The organism is Glycomyces terrestris (assembly GCF_003933745.1).
Lineage (GTDB): Bacteria > Actinomycetota > Actinomycetes > Mycobacteriales > Micromonosporaceae > Glycomyces > Glycomyces terrestris.
In genome coordinates this window covers 486,744-502,025 of the sequence record NZ_RSEB01000002.1, presented here as the reverse complement: position 1 = coordinate 502,025, position 15,282 = coordinate 486,744, and the positions used below count along the sequence as shown (strand labels likewise).

Genomic DNA, 15,282 nt, shown 5'->3' with positions numbered 1-15,282 from the left:
CGACGGCGCTCGGCCGGGTGCGGCCGCACGGGCCGGCGCCGGCGCGGCGCCCGCCGACACGTCCGCTCCGGTGGCGGGTGTCCGAGTGGCCGGCGGGATCGGCTGATGCGCCTTCCTGACGGCGCGAGGTCGCGGGCGCTGCTCCTGGGGACCGCCGCGTACGACCACCTCGCCCCGGTGCCGGCGGCGGTGAACAATGTGGAGGCGATGCGCGAGGCGCTGGTGCGGCGCACCGGGATTCCGGCCGCGCACTGCGAGGCGCTCACCAACGCGAACGACCTGACCGAGGTCGGCGCCGCGGTCGAGCGGGCGGCCCAGGGGGCGAAGGACCTGCTGCTGGTGTACTTCAGCGGCCACGGCCTCGTGGACGACACCGGGATGCTCCATCTCGCGCTGCCGCAGACCTCGCAGGGGCTGCTGCCCTGGAGCGGGGTCCCGTTCGCGTTCCTGCACCGGGCGATCCAGACGGCCCGGGCCGAGGCGAAGGTGATCGTCCTCGACTGCTGCTTCTCGGGGATCGCGACCCAGGTCCTCGCCGACGCGGAGTCGCTGATCCTCGGGCAGATCCGCGTCTCCGGGCACGTCACGCTCACCTCCTCGCCCGCGAACTCGCCGTCGTACGCGTTCGAGGGCAAGCGGCACACCGCGTTCACGCAGGCGTTCCTCGACGTCCTCAAACACGGCAGCCGGCGGGCCGGCGCGCTCCTGACGCTGGACGACGTCTTCCTGGAGCTGGAGCGCCTGGCCGTCGAACGGGACCTGCCGCGGCCGCAGAAGTGCGTCACGCACACCGCCGACAAGCTCGCGCTGGCCGAGAACCGGTACCAGGTGGCGAGGGGCTCCGGTCCGATCGACGACCACGCCTCGCGGCTCGGATCGCGCCCGGCGACCGAGGAGCCGGAACCGCCGGTCGTGCCCGCTCCCCCGGACCAGGCGCTCATCTCGGCCGGGGCGGTCCGGGACGTGCGGTTCAAGACGGTGCGGCTGACCGAGGGCTACGACGAGGACGAGGTGGACGCGTTCCTCGACCAGGTGGCGCTCGCGCTGCTCGAACCGGCCGAGGGGCCGCAGCGGCTCAGCGCCGAGGAGGTGCGGGCCTCGCTGTTCACGACCACGCGGCTGCGCGAGGGCTACGACATGGAGGAGGTCGACTCGTTCCTCGACCTGATCGAGTCCGAGTTCGAACGGCGCCAAGCGATCACGGCCCCGGAGACCGGGAAGGCGTGACGGCGGCCGCGCTCCGCGGGAGCGCGGCCCCGTCCGTCCTCAGTCGATCTCGGCGTCGAGGTCGATGAGGTCCTTGACCGCGTCGGTGCGGCGGGCGGACTCCTCCGGGTCGACGGTCTGGCGGTCGATGAAGGCGAGCTCCTGGTTCGCCTCCGCGAAGGGGCGCATGCGGGTCTCGTAGCGGGCGAAGGCGAGCGCGTGGTCGCCGGTGCGGCCGAGTTCGTCGGCGAGGACGTAGGCGCCGACGAGGGCGAGGCTGGTGCCCTGGCCCGAGAGCGGGGCGGCGCAGTGGGCGGCGTCGCCGACGAGGACGACGCGCCCGGCCGACCAGGCGTCCATGCGGATCTGCGCCATGGAGTCGAAGTAGAAGTCCTCGGCCTTCATCATGCGTTCGATGAAGGTCGGGACCTCCCAGCCGAAGCCGGTGACGCGCTCGGCGACGAGGCGCTTCTGGGCGGCGGTGTCGCGGTGGTCGTACTCGATGGGCTCGGACGCGAAGCCGAGGAAGATGCGCAGTTCGGCGTTGTCGCGCACGGTCATCACGACGCCGCCGTTGACGCCGTCGTTGAACCAGGTCTGCCAGCGGTCGAGGCCGAGGTAGTTCTCCTCGCTGAACACCGAGAGGTAGGTGCCGAGGTGGTTGATGTAGTCCTGCTCGGGGCCGAAGGCGAGGCGGCGGGTGTTGGAGTGGAGGCCGTCGGCGCCGGCGACGAGGTCGAAGCGGCGCGGCGCGGCGTGCTCGAACTCGACGGTGACGCCGTCGTCCTCCTGGTGGATCGCGGCGATCGAGTCGCCGTACAGGTGCTCGACGCCGTCGTTCTTCGCGTGCATGAGGTCGACGAGGTCTTCGCGGAGGATCTCGATGTCGTCGGAGTCGAGGCTGCCGGAGGAGAGCGCGAACTCCTCGGAGCGGAACAGCTCGTTGCCGGCGGGGTCGACGACCGACATGCCGTCGCAGTGGTTGGCGAGGGCGCGGGCCTCGGCTTCGAGTCCCATGCGGCGCAGGACGGTGAGGGCGGCGCCGCGGACGTCGACGGCCTGGCCGCCGCGGCGCTGCGCGGGGGCGCGCTCGAGGACGACGGGGGTGTGGCCCTGTTCGCGGAGCCAGTAGGCGAGTGCGGTGCCGGCGACGCTGGAGCCTGAGATGAGCACGGTCTTCTTCACGGGGGTTCCTCCCTGGGGACTTCCTTGACTGGACTTCCTCGATCGAGACCACCGTAGGAAACATGCCTCTGACCTGCAAATACGCGCCGGAACTGGTCTAGGACAGCGGGGCGCGGGAAGGGCCGCTCGCACTAGGATCTGTCGTAGGACAGACCGAGGAGGGGGCCGCCGTGGCCGAGTCGACCGAGCCGCCGTACGCGCGCATCGCCGCCGAGCTGAGCAGGCGCATCGCGGACCGGGAGCTGTCGCCGGGCGACAGGGTGCCGTCCACGCGGCAGGTCGCCCAGGAATTCGGTGTGGCTCTCGCCACAGCGGCGAAGGCGTTGGACGTGCTGCGGGCCGGGGGCCTGGTGATCACGCGGCCGCGATCGGGCACGGTGGTGGCGCCGCGGCGGGCGGGGAAGGCCGGGGAGCCGGCCGAGCTCACCCGCGAGCGGGTGCTCGCGGAGGCGGTCGAGATCGCGGACACCGAAGGGCTGGAAGCGGTCTCGATGCGGGCGGTGGCCGGGCGCTGCGGCGTGGCCCCGATGACGCTGTACCGGTTCGTGGAGGACAAGGACGACCTGCTCATGGCGATGTCCGATGCCGTCTACGGCGAACTGTCCTATGAGGACGACGAGGGCGCGCCGTGGCGGGAGCGCGTCGAGGCGATCGCGACCGAGCTGTGGCGGGTCCACCGGGCGCACCCGTGGCTCGGGCAGGTCCACCCGCTCACCCGGCCGCTGCCGCTGCCGAACCTCCTCGGCATCGGCGACAGCCTCCTGGGCGCGCTCGAAGGGCTCGGGCTGCCGCCGCGACTCCAGTTCGACGTGCACGTGCTCCTGTACAGCCACATCATCGGCCTGGCCGCGAACTTCGAGCGCGAGGACGAGGCCGTCTCCGACACGGGCCTGTCCGCGGAGGAGTGGACCGACCTGCGGTACGTGCCGACGATGAACGACGACGGGATCATGAACCGCTACCCGCACTTCGCGAAGCTGTTCGGCCACTTCGGGTCCCTCCCCGACGGCTACGACATGGACCTCGACGGGATGTTCCGCCTCGGCCTCGGCCTCCTGCTCGACGGCGTCGAGGCCCTCGCGGCCCGGTGCCGGGCCGAACCGGCACGGTGAGCCGGGCCGCCTGGCACCTGATCGGCTGGGGCGCAAGGGGCCGGGGTGTATAACGGTTCCAGCCGACGCAAGCCCTCATCGGCCGCCCCGGTCCTCCCGGACCGCCCGACTCACGTACGGAGCACCCCCATGACCGATCTCCACGTCGTCCTCGGCGCCACCGGGGCCGTCGGCGCCGCCGTCGCCGCCGAGCTGGCCGCGCGCGGGCACCGGGTGCGGGCCGTCAGCCGCCGCCCGCAGGGCCCCGACGGGTTCGCCGCCGACGTCACCACCCCCGAGGGCGCGGCCGCGGCGTGCGAGGGCGCCGCCGTCGTCTACCAGTGCGCGCAGCCGCCGTACGCGAAATGGGCCGCGGAGTTCCCCGGGTTCACCGACACCGTGCTCAGCGGCGTCGAGCGGGCCGGGGCCCGCCTCGTGATGGCCGACAACCTGTACATGTACGGGCCCGTCAAGGGCCCCATGACCGAGAACCTGCCGTACGCGGCGGCCAACCCGAAGGGCCGGGCCCGCGCGGAGGTCGCGACGCTCGTCCTCGACGCCCACCGCGAGGGCCGCGTGCGCGCCGCGCTCGGCCGCGCCTCCGACTACTTCGGGCCCGGCGGCGTCAACACCATCCTGGGGCCCACGGTCTTCGCAGCGGCCGCGGCCGGGAAGACCGCCCGCTGGGTCGGCGACCTCGACGTCCTCCACACCGTCTCGTACCTGCCCGACATCGCCGCGGGCCTGGTCACCCTCGGGGAGCGCCCCGAGGCGGACGGCAGCGCCTGGCACCTGCCGGTGCTCCCCGCGCCGACCGGCCGCGAATTCCTCGACATGGTGCGTGACGCCGCCGGCGGACGCCTGAAGACCGCCGCGCTCGGGCGCGGCACGCAGCGGCTCCTCGGCCTGTTCAGCCCGGTCGTCAAGGAGCTCGGCGAGACCTGGTACCAGCGCGACCGCGACTGGGTCGTGGACGACACCGCGTTCCGCGCGGCCTTCGGCGAGCCGCGCCTGACCCCGCACGAGGACGCCGTGGCCGCCACCCTCGCCTGGTTCCGCGCGCGGGCCTGATTCGGCGAAAACGCGCCTCCCGGGCCCCCGGGCTTCGTACACTGCGCACATTTCCGTCTCCATTGGAGGGCACATGACGCAGGAATACGACCAGGCCGGGGCCCCGGCGAGGCTGCCCCGGGAGATGAACGGGCTCGCGATCGCCGCGTTCGTGCTCGCCATCGTCGGATGGTGCAGCCCGATCGGCATCCTCGGGCTCATCCTCGGCTACGTCGCCAAGGGCCAGATCGCGCGGCGCAACAACTCCGGCGAGGGGCTCGCGCGGGCCGCGATCATCCTCGGCTGGATCTCGATCATCGCGTTCATCCTCCTCGTCGTGCTGGGCGTCGCCGCCGGCGTCTTCACCGACTGGGACCAGTGGCGCGACGACTGGAAGGACCAGTACAACTAGGCCGGCAGGGCGGGGCCGCCGGCCCCGCCCCCGAATTCGGCCGATCCCCCGCCCGCGCCCCGACCGTCACCTACGCTTCGGGGCCATGGGATCAGACAGGACGAAGAGGACGGTCACCGCGCTCGCCGCGGGCGTCCTCGCCGGGGCCGCGCTGACCGCGGCACCCGCGGCCGCGACCGAGGCCCCGCGGTACCGGGCCGACCAGATCGCGCAGCTCGAGACCGCGGACGTGCCGCTCGCGGCCGGCGAGACCGAGACCGTCGCGCACGAGGACGCCGCGTTCATCAAGGCCCGCTTCGACGGCGTCGTGCTCGGCGGGCGCGACCGGATCACCGTCGCGAGCCCGGACGGGTCCGAGTCCCACGAGTTCGGCGCCGCCGACGTCGCGGACGGCGTCCTGCGGGCCCTGTCGATCGAGGGCGACACCGCCGAGATCCGGCTGTGGGACGCCGCCGACGGCGTGGCCGCGACCGCCCGGCTCGCCGCGTACGCGCGGGGCCTGAACGAGGACGAGCTCGCGTCCCGGCCCGGCGGGGCCGGCCCCGAGAGCGTCTGCGGGCGCGACGACTCGGAGAACGCCGCCTGCTACCGGGAGACCGATCCGGCCGCGTGGGACGCGAGCCGCTCGGTCGCGCGGCTCATCATCGAGGACGAGTACTACTGCACGGCGTGGATCGCCGACGACTCGAACCGGATCATGACGAACAACCACTGCGTGGGCTCGCAGGCCGAGGCGCGGGCCACCGAGGTGCAGTTCGGGTACGAGTGCGTCGAATGCGCGGGCGGCGACACCCGCACGCCCCTGAAGGTGCGCGGCGCGGACGTGCTCGCGACGCACTACACGCTCGACTTCACGCTGTTCACCGTGGACGACTACGCGGCCATCGCGCACCTGCCGCACCTGGTCATCGACCCGCGGCACGCCGAGGTCGGCGAGAAGGTCTTCATCCCCGGGCACCCGGGCGGGAAGCCGCTGCGGATCTCCAGCGAGGACCGGCGGACCCTCGGCGGGCAGTGCCTCATCGACGACAACCGGGCCGACGGGCGCGGGTACGCGACCGACCTGTCGTACTACTGCGACACGCAGGGCGGATCCTCCGGGTCGCCGGTGCTCAGCCGCACCAGCGGGGCCGTCGTGGGCCTGCACCACCTCGGCGGCTGCCCCAACAGCGCGGCGCGGATGGACCTCGTCTACCCGATGATCGCGCCCTACCTGGAGTGGGACTTCTGAGTTTGGGGGCGGCGGGCGGCGGGGCACTCCCCCGCCGCCCGTCCCGTTTCCCGGCGGCGGGCGCCCGCCCTGGCTAGGGTGGGCACCAGCCGATGTGGAGGTTCCCGTGAGCGAGACGGAGCGCGAGGCGGCCGAGGCCGCGCCCGATGAGGAGCCGGAGCGGACGCTCGGGGAGGGCCGCGGGGGCGGGATCGGGCGGGCCGTCCGCTGGGTCGTGGCCGTGCTCGCGTGCGTCCTCGCCGTCGTGGCGGTCACCGGCGCGGTCGCCGCCTACTATGCGCGACTGGAGCTCCTGACGACCGACCGGTTCGTGGAGCGCACCGAGCCGATCGCCGCGGACGAGCGGGTCCAGGCGGCCGTCGCGGACATGGTCACCACCGAGATCACGAACGCGATCGACGTCGACGCGATCGCCGAACGGGCCGCCGGCTGGGCCGGGACCGAGAACCCGCCCGCGTACATCCGGGAGCTCATCGCCTCCGCCGCGGCGACCCTGCGCGCCTACATCGAGACCGAGGTGAACGAGTTCGTCGCGAGCCCCTCGTTCCTGAAGGTGTGGGACGCGGCGGTGACCGAGGCGCACGCCTCGCTCGTCTCGGCGCTGGAGGGCGAGAACGCCGGCTCGCTCAAGGCCGAGGGGAACACGCTCACGCTCGACCTGGGCCGGGTGGTCGAGGTCGTGAAGGAGCGGTTGGCGGAGAACGACTTCGCGTACGCCGCCGACATCCCCGCGGTCGAGGCCGAGTACGTGCTGCTCGACTCGGCGCAGGTGCCCGAGCTCCAGGAGCGGACCGCGCAGCTCGAGTGGGCCGCGACGTGGCTGCCGTGGATCGCGTTGGGCCTCTTGCTGGTCGCGGTGGTGCTCGCGCCGCGCCGGTGGGTGGCGGCGCTCATCGTCGGGGTCCTGGGCGCGGTCCTGGCGGCGGTGGCGCTCGCCGCGCTCGCGGCGGGCCGGGAGCGGTTCATCGAGCAGGCCGGGGACGCGTCCTTCGCGCCGCTGACGTACGACGCGTTCACCTCGGGTCTCAAGGGGACGTACACGGCGATGCTGGTGGCGGCGGTCGTCGTCGCGGTCGTGGCGGTCGCGGCGCTGTTCCTGCGCCGCCGGCGGGCCTAACCGGGCGAGGTCGCGGCCGCGCCTGGCGGCGGCGCCGACCGCGCGCTTGACGGTGTCGTCCACGGCGGCCGCGGTGAGGACGTCGAGGGCGGCGGCCGTGGTGCCGCCGGGCGTGTTCACGCTGTCGAGGAGGTCGGCGGCCGGCCGGTCGCTCGACTGGAGGTGCAGGCACGCGCCGAGGAGCATCTGGTCGACCATGACGCGCGCGGCGGCGCGGTCCATGCCGCCCTCGACCGCGGCCTCCGTCATGGCGTCGGCCAGGTAGAACAGGAACGCCGGGCCCGAGCCGCCGACGGCGGTCACGACGTCCATCATGGGCTCCTCGACGACGACCGTGACGCCGACGCGGTCGAACAGGTCCTCGATCTCGGTCAGGTCGGTGCCGTCGGGGGCGGTGAGCGCGGTCGCGGCCTCGCGGGCGCGGGCGGCGACGTTCGTCATGGCGCGCACCGCGGTCACGCCGTCGGGGAGGCGCCGGGCGAGGGTCGCGAGCGGGACGCCGGCGGCGAGCGAGACGACCGTGGCGTCCGGTTCGAGGGCGGGCGCGATCTCCTGGAGGACGCCTTCGACGGCGCCGGGCCGGACGGCGACGAGCACGACGTCGGCTTCGGCGACGGCGCCCGCGTTGTCGGTGCCGACCTCGACGCCGTACGCGCCGGCGAGGGCGGCGGCGCGCTCGGCGGGCTGGGCGGTGGCCCAGATCTGCGCGGGCGGCAGGCCCGAGTCGAGCAGCCCGGCGAGGACGGCCTCGCCGAGATGGCCGACGCCGAGTATCGCGATGTCCATGGCGCACCTCCTCCGGAATCGCAATCTAACGGCCCCCGCCCACCGGGCTCAGCGTTTCGAACGAATCGGGCGCCGCGCTGGCGCCCCGGTCACGGCCGGGCGCCGCCGGCCGCGCGCGTCCTTCAAGTCCAGTCCCACGGGTGCTCCGCCCGCGGGTTCGACGCCTCGAACAGGACGTGGTCGCGCAGGCGCCCGGTGTTCAGCGAGTAGCACGGCGTGATGCCGAGGCGCCGGAAGCCGTTGCGGGACAGCACGGCCTGGGACGCCAGGTTGTCCGGGAGGGTCTCGGCGCGGAGCTGGTCGAGCGCGAGCTCCCCGAACGCGAGGGCCTTCGCGAGGCGCACGGCCTCGGTGGCGATGCCGCGCCCGGTCTCGGCCGCGGCGACCCAGTAGCCGACGGAGCACGTGCGCACGTACGGGCCCTGGACGATCGAGTTGAACAGGAGTCCGCCCACGGGGCGGCCGCGCTCCAGGATGACGTAGGAGCGGCCGGTGCCCGCCGCGGTGCGGGCCAGCGCGGCGGCGATGGCGTCGCGGACGCCGGGGAGCGTGTAGGTGGCGTCGTCCTCGTCGGGCTCCCAGCGGGCGAGGTGGCCGCGGCTGGCGGCGCGGAGCGCGGCGATGTCCTCGGCGTCCTCGGGGGCGATGGGGCGCAGCGCGACGGCGGGCGGTGCGGGGACGCGGTCGTGCATCGGTCTGTCCCTTCCATCGGTGCCGACCGGTCGAGGCTACTCCCCCGCGCGGGGAAGCGCGCGACCTTCGGATGGCGCCGGGCCGACTTCGGTATGGGATCGGGGCGGAACCGTTGGCCGGGCGGCGCGGGGCGGCTAGGTTCGGCGCATGGGTGCGGAGCGGCGCGGGGCGCGCGGGTGGGCGGCGGACACGGCGCTGTTCGCGGTCGGCGTGTTCCTGTGGCTGTACCTGGCGGCGGACCGGATGCGGATCGGGCTGCCGGACCCGCCGTGGCTGTTCGAGCTGGACCAGCTCGCGGGCCTGGTGGGGCTGGGGCTGCTGTGGCTGCGGCGGCGGTGGCCGACGCAGGCGGCGGTCGCGGCGGTGGTGCTGTCGACGTTCTCGGAGACGACGGCGTTCCCGCTGCTGGTGCTGCTGTTCGCGGTGGTGGTGCGGCGGCCGCTGCGGACGGCGGCGTGGGTGTACGCGGGGGCGCTGGGGGCGGCCTGCGTGTACGCGTGGCTGCGGCCGCAGGAGCTGGGGCTGGTCGGGAACGTGGTGTTCGCGGTGGTCCTGTACGGGGCGGTCGCAGGCTGGGGCATGTTCTCGCGGTACCGGCGGGCGCTGCGGGCGCGGGCGGCCGAGCAGGAGCGGGACGAGCGGGAGCGGGCGCGGCAGCGGGCGCGGGAGGAGCTGGCGCGGGAGCTGCACGACCTGCTGGGGCACCGGTTGTCGCTGCTGAGCCTGCACGCGGGCGCGATGGAGTACCGGGCGGACCTCTCGCCGGAGGAGCTGGCGGGCGCGGCCGGGGTGGTGCGGGAGCAGTCGCGGTTGGCGATGCGGGACCTGCGGGAGGTGATCGCGGTGCTGCGGGCGCCGATCGGGGAGCTGCCGCAGCCGTCGATGGCGGACCTGCGGGCGCTGGTGGAGGAGGCCCGGCCGGGGTCCCGGATCGCGTTCACCTCCACTGTGGAAGGTGACGCGCCGGAGCGGTCGGGGCGGACCGCGTACCGGATCGTGCAGGAGGCGCTGACGAACGCGCGCAAGCACGCCGAGGGCGCGCCGGTCGCGGTGACGGTGTCGGGCGGGCCGGGCGAGGGGCTGCTGGTGGAGGTGGTCTCGGGGCCGGGCCGGGACGCCGGGGAGGGGTCGGGCCACGGCCTCATCGGCCTGGAGGAGCGGGCGGCGCTCGCGGGCGGGCGGCTGGAGTACGGGCCGACCGGGGACGGCGGCTGGAGGGTCGGGGCGTGGCTACCCTGGACGGCATGAGCGAGCGCGTGAAGGTCCTGGTCGTGGACGACGACCCGCTGGTGCGGGCGGGTCTGCGGATGATCCTCGGGGGCGCCGCCGACGTGGAGGTCGTGGGCGAGGCGGGCAGCGGCGCGGACGTGCCGCCGCTGGTCGCCGAGCTGCGGCCGGACGTGGTGCTCATGGACCTGCACATGCCGGGCGTCGACGGGCTCGCGGCGACCGAGCGGCTGCGCGCGGCCCCGGGCGCGCCGGAGGTGCTGGTGCTCACCGCGTTCGAGGCGGACGGGCACGTGCGGCGGGCGCTGCGCGCGGGCGCGGGCGGGTTCCTGCTCAAGGACACGCCGCCGGCGGCGATCGTCGCGGCGGTGCGGAAGGTGGCGGCCGGGGAGCCGGTCCTGTCGCCGGAGGTCACGCGGCGGCTCATCGGGCTCGCGGTCGGCGGCGCCGACGACCGGCGCGCCCCGGCGCGGGAGCGCCTGCGGGCCTTGAACACCCGTGAGACCGAGGTCGCGGCCGAGGTCGGCCGGGGCCGCTCGAACGCCGAGATCGCGGCGGCCCTGCACCTGAGCGTGCCGACGGTGAAGACCCACGTCTCGGCGGCCCTCGCGAAGCTCGGGCTGAACAACCGCGTGCAGCTGGCGCTGCTGGTCAACGACGCGGGCCTGGTGGACTGACCGGGTTCTCGCGGCAGAGTCGCGGACCGCGCCGCCCGGCCGGGCCGGGCCACGGGCGGGCCACGGCCCGCACCCTGGCAGAATGCTGGCACCGACGATCCCCCACCGGACGGAAACCCCATGAGCGATACCGACGCACTCCGTAAGCGCCTCAACGAGATCCGCTGGCAGCTCCGGGGGGAGGCCCGCCTGGCCGCCCTGGAGGAGCACCTGGTCGCCGTCGAGGCGGACGGCGACCAGCCCCTGCTGAACGCCGTACTGGACGCCCTCGTGGACTGCTACGAGTTCTCCCCCGACTCGACGCGGCTCCTCGTCCCGTACGCGCGGCTCCTGCACAACCTCGACACCGCCCCCGAGCACTTCGACGCCGCGCTCCTGCGCTCGGTGTACTGGCAGTTCAAGTGGATCGTGTACAAGCTGCGCGACCACCCGGACGTGCCGCTGGCGTCCATCGAGGACGCCCTGGCGCAGTTCCGGCGCCGGTACGCCGAGGCCGGGCACTCGCTGCACCCGTACTGGGAGGCCGAGCACTGGTTCGCGTACTACATCGGGGACACCGAGCGGGCAGCGCGCGCCGCCGCGATGGTGCGCACGACCGAGCCGGACGACATGAGCGACTGCGAGGCGTGCCGCGTCAACGACATCGGGGACATGGCCGCATGCGCCGGGGACGACGAGGGCGCGATCGCGGCCTGGCGGCCGCTCCTCGACGGCGAGCTGCGGTGCTCGCACGAGCCGCACAACACGCTCGCGGACTCGCTGCTGCCGCTCGCGCGCCTCGGCCGCCTCGACGAGGCCCGCGCCAACCACCACCACGGCTACCGGATCTGCCGCGACAAGGACGACATGCTCGACTACGTCGCCCGGCACATCCGGTTCTGCGCGCTCACCGGGAACGAGGCCCGCGGCATCGAGATCCTGGCCGCCGAGCGGCGCGCCTGGGAGCTGACGCTCAGCCCCGACTCGCGGCAGGAGTGGCTCGAGGGCGTGCAGACCCTCGCCGCAGCCCTGCGCGGGCGCGGCATGGGCGGCGCGCTGCTGGCCGGGCCGGGCGGCCGCGACTGGACCGCCGACGACCTGCACGCGTGGGCCGACGCCGAGCGCCGCGAGCTGTGCGCCCGCTACGACCGCCGCAACGGCACCACCGTCCACTCCGACCGGTCGCGGGAGCGCGTCGAGCCGGCCGAGGCGTACCCGCACGTCCCGTTGGGGCTCAAGGCGATGCCGGTCCCCGAGGCCCCGGCGCCCGCTCCGGCGGCGGCGAGCGCCGCGGCGCTGGAGGCGGCGCTCGTGCGGGCCCGCCAGGGCGTCGAGGACGCCGCCGAGGACCGCGGGGAGCGCTGGATCGAGGTCGCCCGCATCGCCGGGGAACTCGGCGCGTCCCTCGCGCCCGCCGACGAGGCCGAGGCGCTGCTGGCGCAGGCCGAACCGAAGGACGCCCTCGAAGCGGCCCAGGACCTCGCCCAGCTCGCCGGGACCCTCTTCGCGGAGGCCGGGCTGCCGGGCCGGGCGCTGCTGTGCCGGATCGCGAAGGCCGCCTGGGGGATGCGCGAGGACCCGGCCGCGTTCGCGCCGCTCGCGCCGGGCCTCCTCGCCGAGGCCGACGCGCTCGCGGCGGCCGCGCCGGCCGACGCCGCCCGCGCCCGGGCCCAGGTCCTCATGGCGCAGCTCCAGTCCGGGCTCATGCTCGGCGAGCGGCCCGGGCCCGAGCTCGCGGCCGCGTTCGCGCGGGCCGACGCCGACCTCGCGGCGCACGCCGGGCACCGCCGGGCCGCGCTCACGCGCACCCAGCTCGCGATGATGCTGCCGGAGTTCGAGACCGGGCCGCAGGGGCGGCTCGCGGCCCTGCGCAAGGCGTTTCAGCTGGCCTCGGAGGGCGGGTTCCGCTACGAGACGTTCATCAGCGCGTTCCAGTACGGGGCCATGCTCAACCAGGCCGGAGAGCTCACCGAGGCGCTCGCCGTCGCGGAGACCGGGATCGCGGCCGTCAAGCACGACTACCCGGCGTTCCCCGTCGCCGCGCTCCACCTGACCGCCGCGGAGTGCTCGATCAACCTCGGCGAGGCCCGCTCGGCCGAGCGCTACGCGGTGCAGGCCGCGCACTGGTACGACCGCGCCGGGGAGACCGGCTGCGCGGGCGTGGCCCGGCACCTCCTCGGGAAGTCGCTCGCGATGCAGGAGCGCAGCGAGGAGGCCGTGGTCATCCTGGAGGCGGCCCTCGCGGAGCTGCCGGAGATGCACGAGGACGAGCACTGGCGCCTCGTCGACGCCCGCTACCTGCTCGCCGAGAGCCACCAGCGGACCTACGACGCCCGCGCCGGGCTCACCCACGTCCTCGAAGCGCTGCGGCTCATGGACGGCGGCCTCGCGCACCCCAACCCGGCCCTGTACCCGCAGGCCGCGCACCTCGCCGGGGAGCTGCTGGAGCGCACCGGCGAACTGAAGTCCGCAGTGGACGCCTACGGGCGGTCGGCGGCGAAGTGGCGCGGCCTCGGGTCGCTCTCGGCCGCCGCCAACCCGGTCCGGGCCGCGCTGTGGGCGCGGCTGCGCGCCGAGGAGCCCGACACCGCGGCCGTGCTCGACGAGATGGCCGCGCTCGCGATGGAGCTCGAAGCCGCGTGGCGCGACGAGGAGCACCCGGCGGGGTACCGCGACTCGTGCCGCGTCGAGTACGCGAAGACGCTCGCGCAGGAGGCGCGGATGCGCGGCGACGGCGAGGAGACCGAGGAGGCGTGGGCGCGGCGGACGCTGCGCTCGGGCGAGGCGGTCCTGGCCGCCGCCGAGGACGGCGACTACCTCGCCGAGCTCGCGGTCCAGACCGCGCACGGCATGATCGCCGCGCACGAGGAGCTCGGCGACCTCGACGGCGCGGCGGCCGTCGTCGAGCGCGTCACCGCGCGCCTCGGGGACCGCGAGGTCATGCGCCGGGCGCTCGCCGGGCACCTCGAGCAGGTGCGCGAGCGCGCGGCGGAGGACGCCGAGGAGGCGTAACGGGGCGGGAGCCGGGCCGGTCCCGGCTCCCGGTCACTTCCGCGGGAGCGTCTCGGCGAACGCGATGCCGCGCTCGACCCAGGCGCGCAGCTCAACGTCGGAGGCGCAGATGTCGTCGCCGAGCCGGATCCAGCCGGTGACGGTGCGCCCGCCCATGACCATGGGCCCGGCGCCCGGCTCCTCGAGCAGGTCCGGGTAGTCGTCCTTGCCCACGCGCACCATCGCGCCGCCGTCGCCGAGCGCGGCGGCGGCCATGTTGCCGTGGACCATCCAGCCGAGCCCGCCGAACATCTTCCGCTCGAACACATACGGCCGGTTGTCGAACGCGTCCCTGATCCGCTCGGCCAGCCCCTCGTCGTACGCCATCGGGCCATCGTGCCAGGAGGGTCCGACACTCGGGCCGGTTCCGGCGGGGGCGGCGGCGCGGCAGCGGTCGCGGTGCTCCTGACCTGGGGCCGAAAGGCGCGGAAGAGGCGGTGCCGCGGCGGCGATGCGGTCGGGGGTGTCTCCGCCGTCTTCGGGCCGGCACGCCCCGAGCGCCCGGCCGGGGGCCGGGCGCGGGGGTCATGCCTGGGTGATGCGGACGAGGTTGCCGGCGGGGTCGCGGTAGGCGCAGTCGCGGACGCCGGAGGGCTGGTCGGTCGGGCCCCAGGCGAGCTCGGCGCCGGCGTCGCGCAGGCGGCGGTGGAGGGCGTCGAGGTCGGCGGTGGCGAGGGTGATCGCCGCGTACGTGCCCTTGGCCATCATCTCGGCGATCGTGCGGCGCTCGGCCGTAGTGAGGCCGGGGCGGGCGCCGGCGGGTTCGAGGACGAGGGACGTGCCGGTGCCGCCGGCCGGCCCGAGGGTGATCCAGCGCCCGCCCGCGTCGCCCTCGTCGGAGCGGACCTCGAAGCCGAGGGCGTCGCGGTAGAAGGCGAGGGACGCCTCCGGGTCGGTGTGCGGCAGGGACGCGGAGTGGACGACGAGGTCCATCAGGCGCCGGTGCCCTCCCAGACGAAGCCGTCGGGGTCGGTGAAGGACCCGCCGGAGCCGCCGATGGCGATCCGGTGCGAGCCGGAGCCGGCCGGGTCGACGAACGCGGTCTTCGCGAACGCCTTGCGCGGGTACAGCGCGAGCTTCACCGCGCCCTTGTCGGTCGCGAACTCGGTGTACTTGCCGCCGTAGCTCTTCGCCACCTCCAGGCCGTTCGCCTCGTAGAACTTCTTGGCGGCCTTCATGTCGGTGGTGCCCATGAGGAGCACGACCTCGTCGTACTTCCTCTCGGCGGGCTCGGTGTCCTTCTTGGAGGAGGTCACGAGTTTCATGACGACCCCGTCGGGCGTGCGCAGGACGCCGCCGTAGCCCCAGAGGGACTTGACGGGGGCCTTGACGGTCTCGGCGCCGGCCGCGAGGGCCGCGTCGAAGAGCAGGTCCACGTTCGCGGGCTGCGCGGCGACCAGGTCGAGCGTGAAGCCGCGGAACCCGGAGGTCGGCTCCTCGGAGGCGCGGAAGCGGAGCGGGAGGTCCGAGCCGAAGGCGGCGGTGTAGAAGTCCTCGGCGGCCTGGGCGTCGGCGGCCTCGATGGTGAGGTGTTCGATGTAGGTCATGCTCCAAGGCTATTTCCGGGGCGGGCCCCG

General features: G+C 74.8%; 14 protein-coding genes and 1 pseudogene. 9 read left to right on the top strand and 6 right to left on the bottom strand.

What is annotated here, in order from left to right; all coding sequences use genetic code 11:
- Nucleotides 1-105: 105 nt before the first annotated feature.
- Nucleotides 106-1,227 (top strand): caspase, EACC1-associated type, encoded by a 1,122-nt coding sequence (locus tag EIW28_RS07850; RefSeq protein WP_125247145.1) that lies wholly within the window; start codon nt 106-108, stop codon nt 1,225-1,227.
- Between the two features lie 39 nt (nt 1,228-1,266).
- On the opposite strand, the gene EIW28_RS07845 is transcribed toward EIW28_RS07850, so the two are convergent.
- Nucleotides 1,267-2,391 (bottom strand): FAD-dependent monooxygenase, encoded by a 1,125-nt coding sequence (locus EIW28_RS07845; protein ID WP_125247144.1) that lies wholly within the window; start codon nt 2,389-2,391, stop codon nt 1,267-1,269.
- A 170-nt stretch (nt 2,392-2,561) separates the two neighbouring features.
- Between EIW28_RS07845 and EIW28_RS07840 the strand changes: the two genes are divergently transcribed.
- From EIW28_RS07840 to EIW28_RS24865, 5 genes are all read left to right on the top strand, one after another.
- Nucleotides 2,562-3,503, top strand: coding sequence for a GntR family transcriptional regulator (locus EIW28_RS07840; protein ID WP_125247143.1), 942 nt, complete (start codon nt 2,562-2,564; stop codon nt 3,501-3,503).
- A 129-nt stretch (nt 3,504-3,632) separates the two neighbouring features.
- Entirely contained in the window at nt 3,633-4,553 is a 921-nt protein-coding gene (locus EIW28_RS07835) for an NAD-dependent epimerase/dehydratase family protein (RefSeq protein ID WP_125247142.1), read from the top strand.
- Between the two features lie 73 nt (nt 4,554-4,626).
- Nucleotides 4,627-4,944 (top strand): DUF4190 domain-containing protein, encoded by a 318-nt coding sequence (locus EIW28_RS07830; RefSeq protein WP_125247141.1) that lies wholly within the window; start codon nt 4,627-4,629, stop codon nt 4,942-4,944.
- Nucleotides 4,945-5,029: 85 nt separating this feature from the next.
- On the top strand, nt 5,030-6,175 hold the full coding sequence (locus EIW28_RS07825; protein WP_125247140.1) for a trypsin-like serine peptidase: 1,146 nt from the start codon (nt 5,030-5,032) through the stop codon (nt 6,173-6,175).
- Nucleotides 6,176-6,281: 106 nt separating this feature from the next.
- Nucleotides 6,282-7,292, top strand: coding sequence for a hypothetical protein (locus EIW28_RS24865; RefSeq protein ID WP_187350594.1), 1,011 nt, complete (start codon nt 6,282-6,284; stop codon nt 7,290-7,292).
- Between the two features lie 66 nt (nt 7,293-7,358).
- Here the strand turns inward: EIW28_RS24865 and proC are convergent.
- Both proC and EIW28_RS07815 read right to left on the bottom strand, forming a co-directional pair.
- Nucleotides 7,359-8,078, bottom strand: a pseudogene (proC, locus tag EIW28_RS25625) (pyrroline-5-carboxylate reductase); the annotation flags it as partial.
- A gap of 122 nt (nt 8,079-8,200) precedes the next feature.
- Complete coding sequence (locus EIW28_RS07815; RefSeq protein WP_125247139.1) at nt 8,201-8,770, bottom strand: GNAT family N-acetyltransferase; 570 nt, start codon at nt 8,768-8,770, stop codon at nt 8,201-8,203.
- A 148-nt stretch (nt 8,771-8,918) separates the two neighbouring features.
- On the opposite strand from EIW28_RS07815, the gene EIW28_RS07810 reads away from it, so the two are divergent.
- From EIW28_RS07810 to EIW28_RS07800, 3 genes are all read left to right on the top strand, one after another.
- Nucleotides 8,919-10,019 carry a sensor histidine kinase gene (locus EIW28_RS07810; RefSeq protein WP_125247138.1) on the top strand — a complete coding sequence of 367 codons (1,101 nt, stop codon included), beginning with the start codon at nt 8,919-8,921 and terminating at the stop codon, nt 10,017-10,019.
- Complete coding sequence (locus EIW28_RS07805; RefSeq protein ID WP_125247137.1) at nt 10,016-10,675, top strand: response regulator; 660 nt, start codon at nt 10,016-10,018, stop codon at nt 10,673-10,675. Before EIW28_RS07810 ends, EIW28_RS07805 begins: the two co-directional genes overlap by 4 nt.
- A 120-nt stretch (nt 10,676-10,795) precedes the next feature.
- Nucleotides 10,796-13,666 (top strand): hypothetical protein, encoded by a 2,871-nt coding sequence (locus EIW28_RS07800; protein ID WP_125247136.1) that lies wholly within the window; start codon nt 10,796-10,798, stop codon nt 13,664-13,666.
- A 33-nt stretch (nt 13,667-13,699) separates the two neighbouring features.
- On the opposite strand, the gene EIW28_RS07795 is transcribed toward EIW28_RS07800, so the two are convergent.
- From EIW28_RS07795 to EIW28_RS07785, 3 genes are all read right to left on the bottom strand, one after another.
- Nucleotides 13,700-14,032: a TfoX/Sxy family protein gene (locus tag EIW28_RS07795; RefSeq protein WP_125247135.1), complete on the bottom strand. Its 333-nt coding sequence runs from the start codon at nt 14,030-14,032 to the stop codon at nt 13,700-13,702.
- A gap of 198 nt (nt 14,033-14,230) precedes the next feature.
- A complete protein-coding gene (locus EIW28_RS07790) occupies nt 14,231-14,638 on the bottom strand; it encodes a VOC family protein (protein ID WP_125247134.1) in 408 nt (135 codons plus the stop codon).
- The gene (locus EIW28_RS07785) at nt 14,638-15,252 is read right to left on the bottom strand and encodes a VOC family protein (RefSeq protein WP_125247133.1); all 615 of its coding nucleotides are present in this window, start codon (nt 15,250-15,252) and stop codon (nt 14,638-14,640) included. Before EIW28_RS07785 ends, EIW28_RS07790 begins: the two co-directional genes overlap by 1 nt.
- Between the last annotated feature and the right edge of the window lie 30 nt (nt 15,253-15,282).

Bases quoted from the DNA above. Each gene is read 5' to 3' on its own strand.
- EIW28_RS07850 (WP_125247145.1), top strand. From the start codon at position 106: ATGCGCCTTCCTGACGGCGCGAGGTCGCGGGCGCTGCTCCTGGGGACC.
- EIW28_RS07835 (WP_125247142.1), top strand. From the start codon at position 3,633: ATGACCGATCTCCACGTCGTCCTCGGCGCCACCGGGGCCGTCGGCGCC.
- EIW28_RS07830 (WP_125247141.1), top strand. From the start codon at position 4,627: ATGACGCAGGAATACGACCAGGCCGGGGCCCCGGCGAGGCTGCCCCGG.
- EIW28_RS07825 (WP_125247140.1), top strand. From the start codon at position 5,030: ATGGGATCAGACAGGACGAAGAGGACGGTCACCGCGCTCGCCGCGGGC.
- EIW28_RS07815 (WP_125247139.1), bottom strand. From the start codon at position 8,770: ATGCACGACCGCGTCCCCGCACCGCCCGCCGTCGCGCTGCGCCCCATC.
- EIW28_RS07810 (WP_125247138.1), top strand. From the start codon at position 8,919: ATGGGTGCGGAGCGGCGCGGGGCGCGCGGGTGGGCGGCGGACACGGCG.
- EIW28_RS07805 (WP_125247137.1), top strand. From the start codon at position 10,016: ATGAGCGAGCGCGTGAAGGTCCTGGTCGTGGACGACGACCCGCTGGTG.
- EIW28_RS07800 (WP_125247136.1), top strand. From the start codon at position 10,796: ATGAGCGATACCGACGCACTCCGTAAGCGCCTCAACGAGATCCGCTGG.
- EIW28_RS07795 (WP_125247135.1), bottom strand. From the start codon at position 14,032: ATGGCGTACGACGAGGGGCTGGCCGAGCGGATCAGGGACGCGTTCGAC.
- EIW28_RS07790 (WP_125247134.1), bottom strand. From the start codon at position 14,638: ATGGACCTCGTCGTCCACTCCGCGTCCCTGCCGCACACCGACCCGGAG.
- EIW28_RS07785 (WP_125247133.1), bottom strand. From the start codon at position 15,252: ATGACCTACATCGAACACCTCACCATCGAGGCCGCCGACGCCCAGGCC.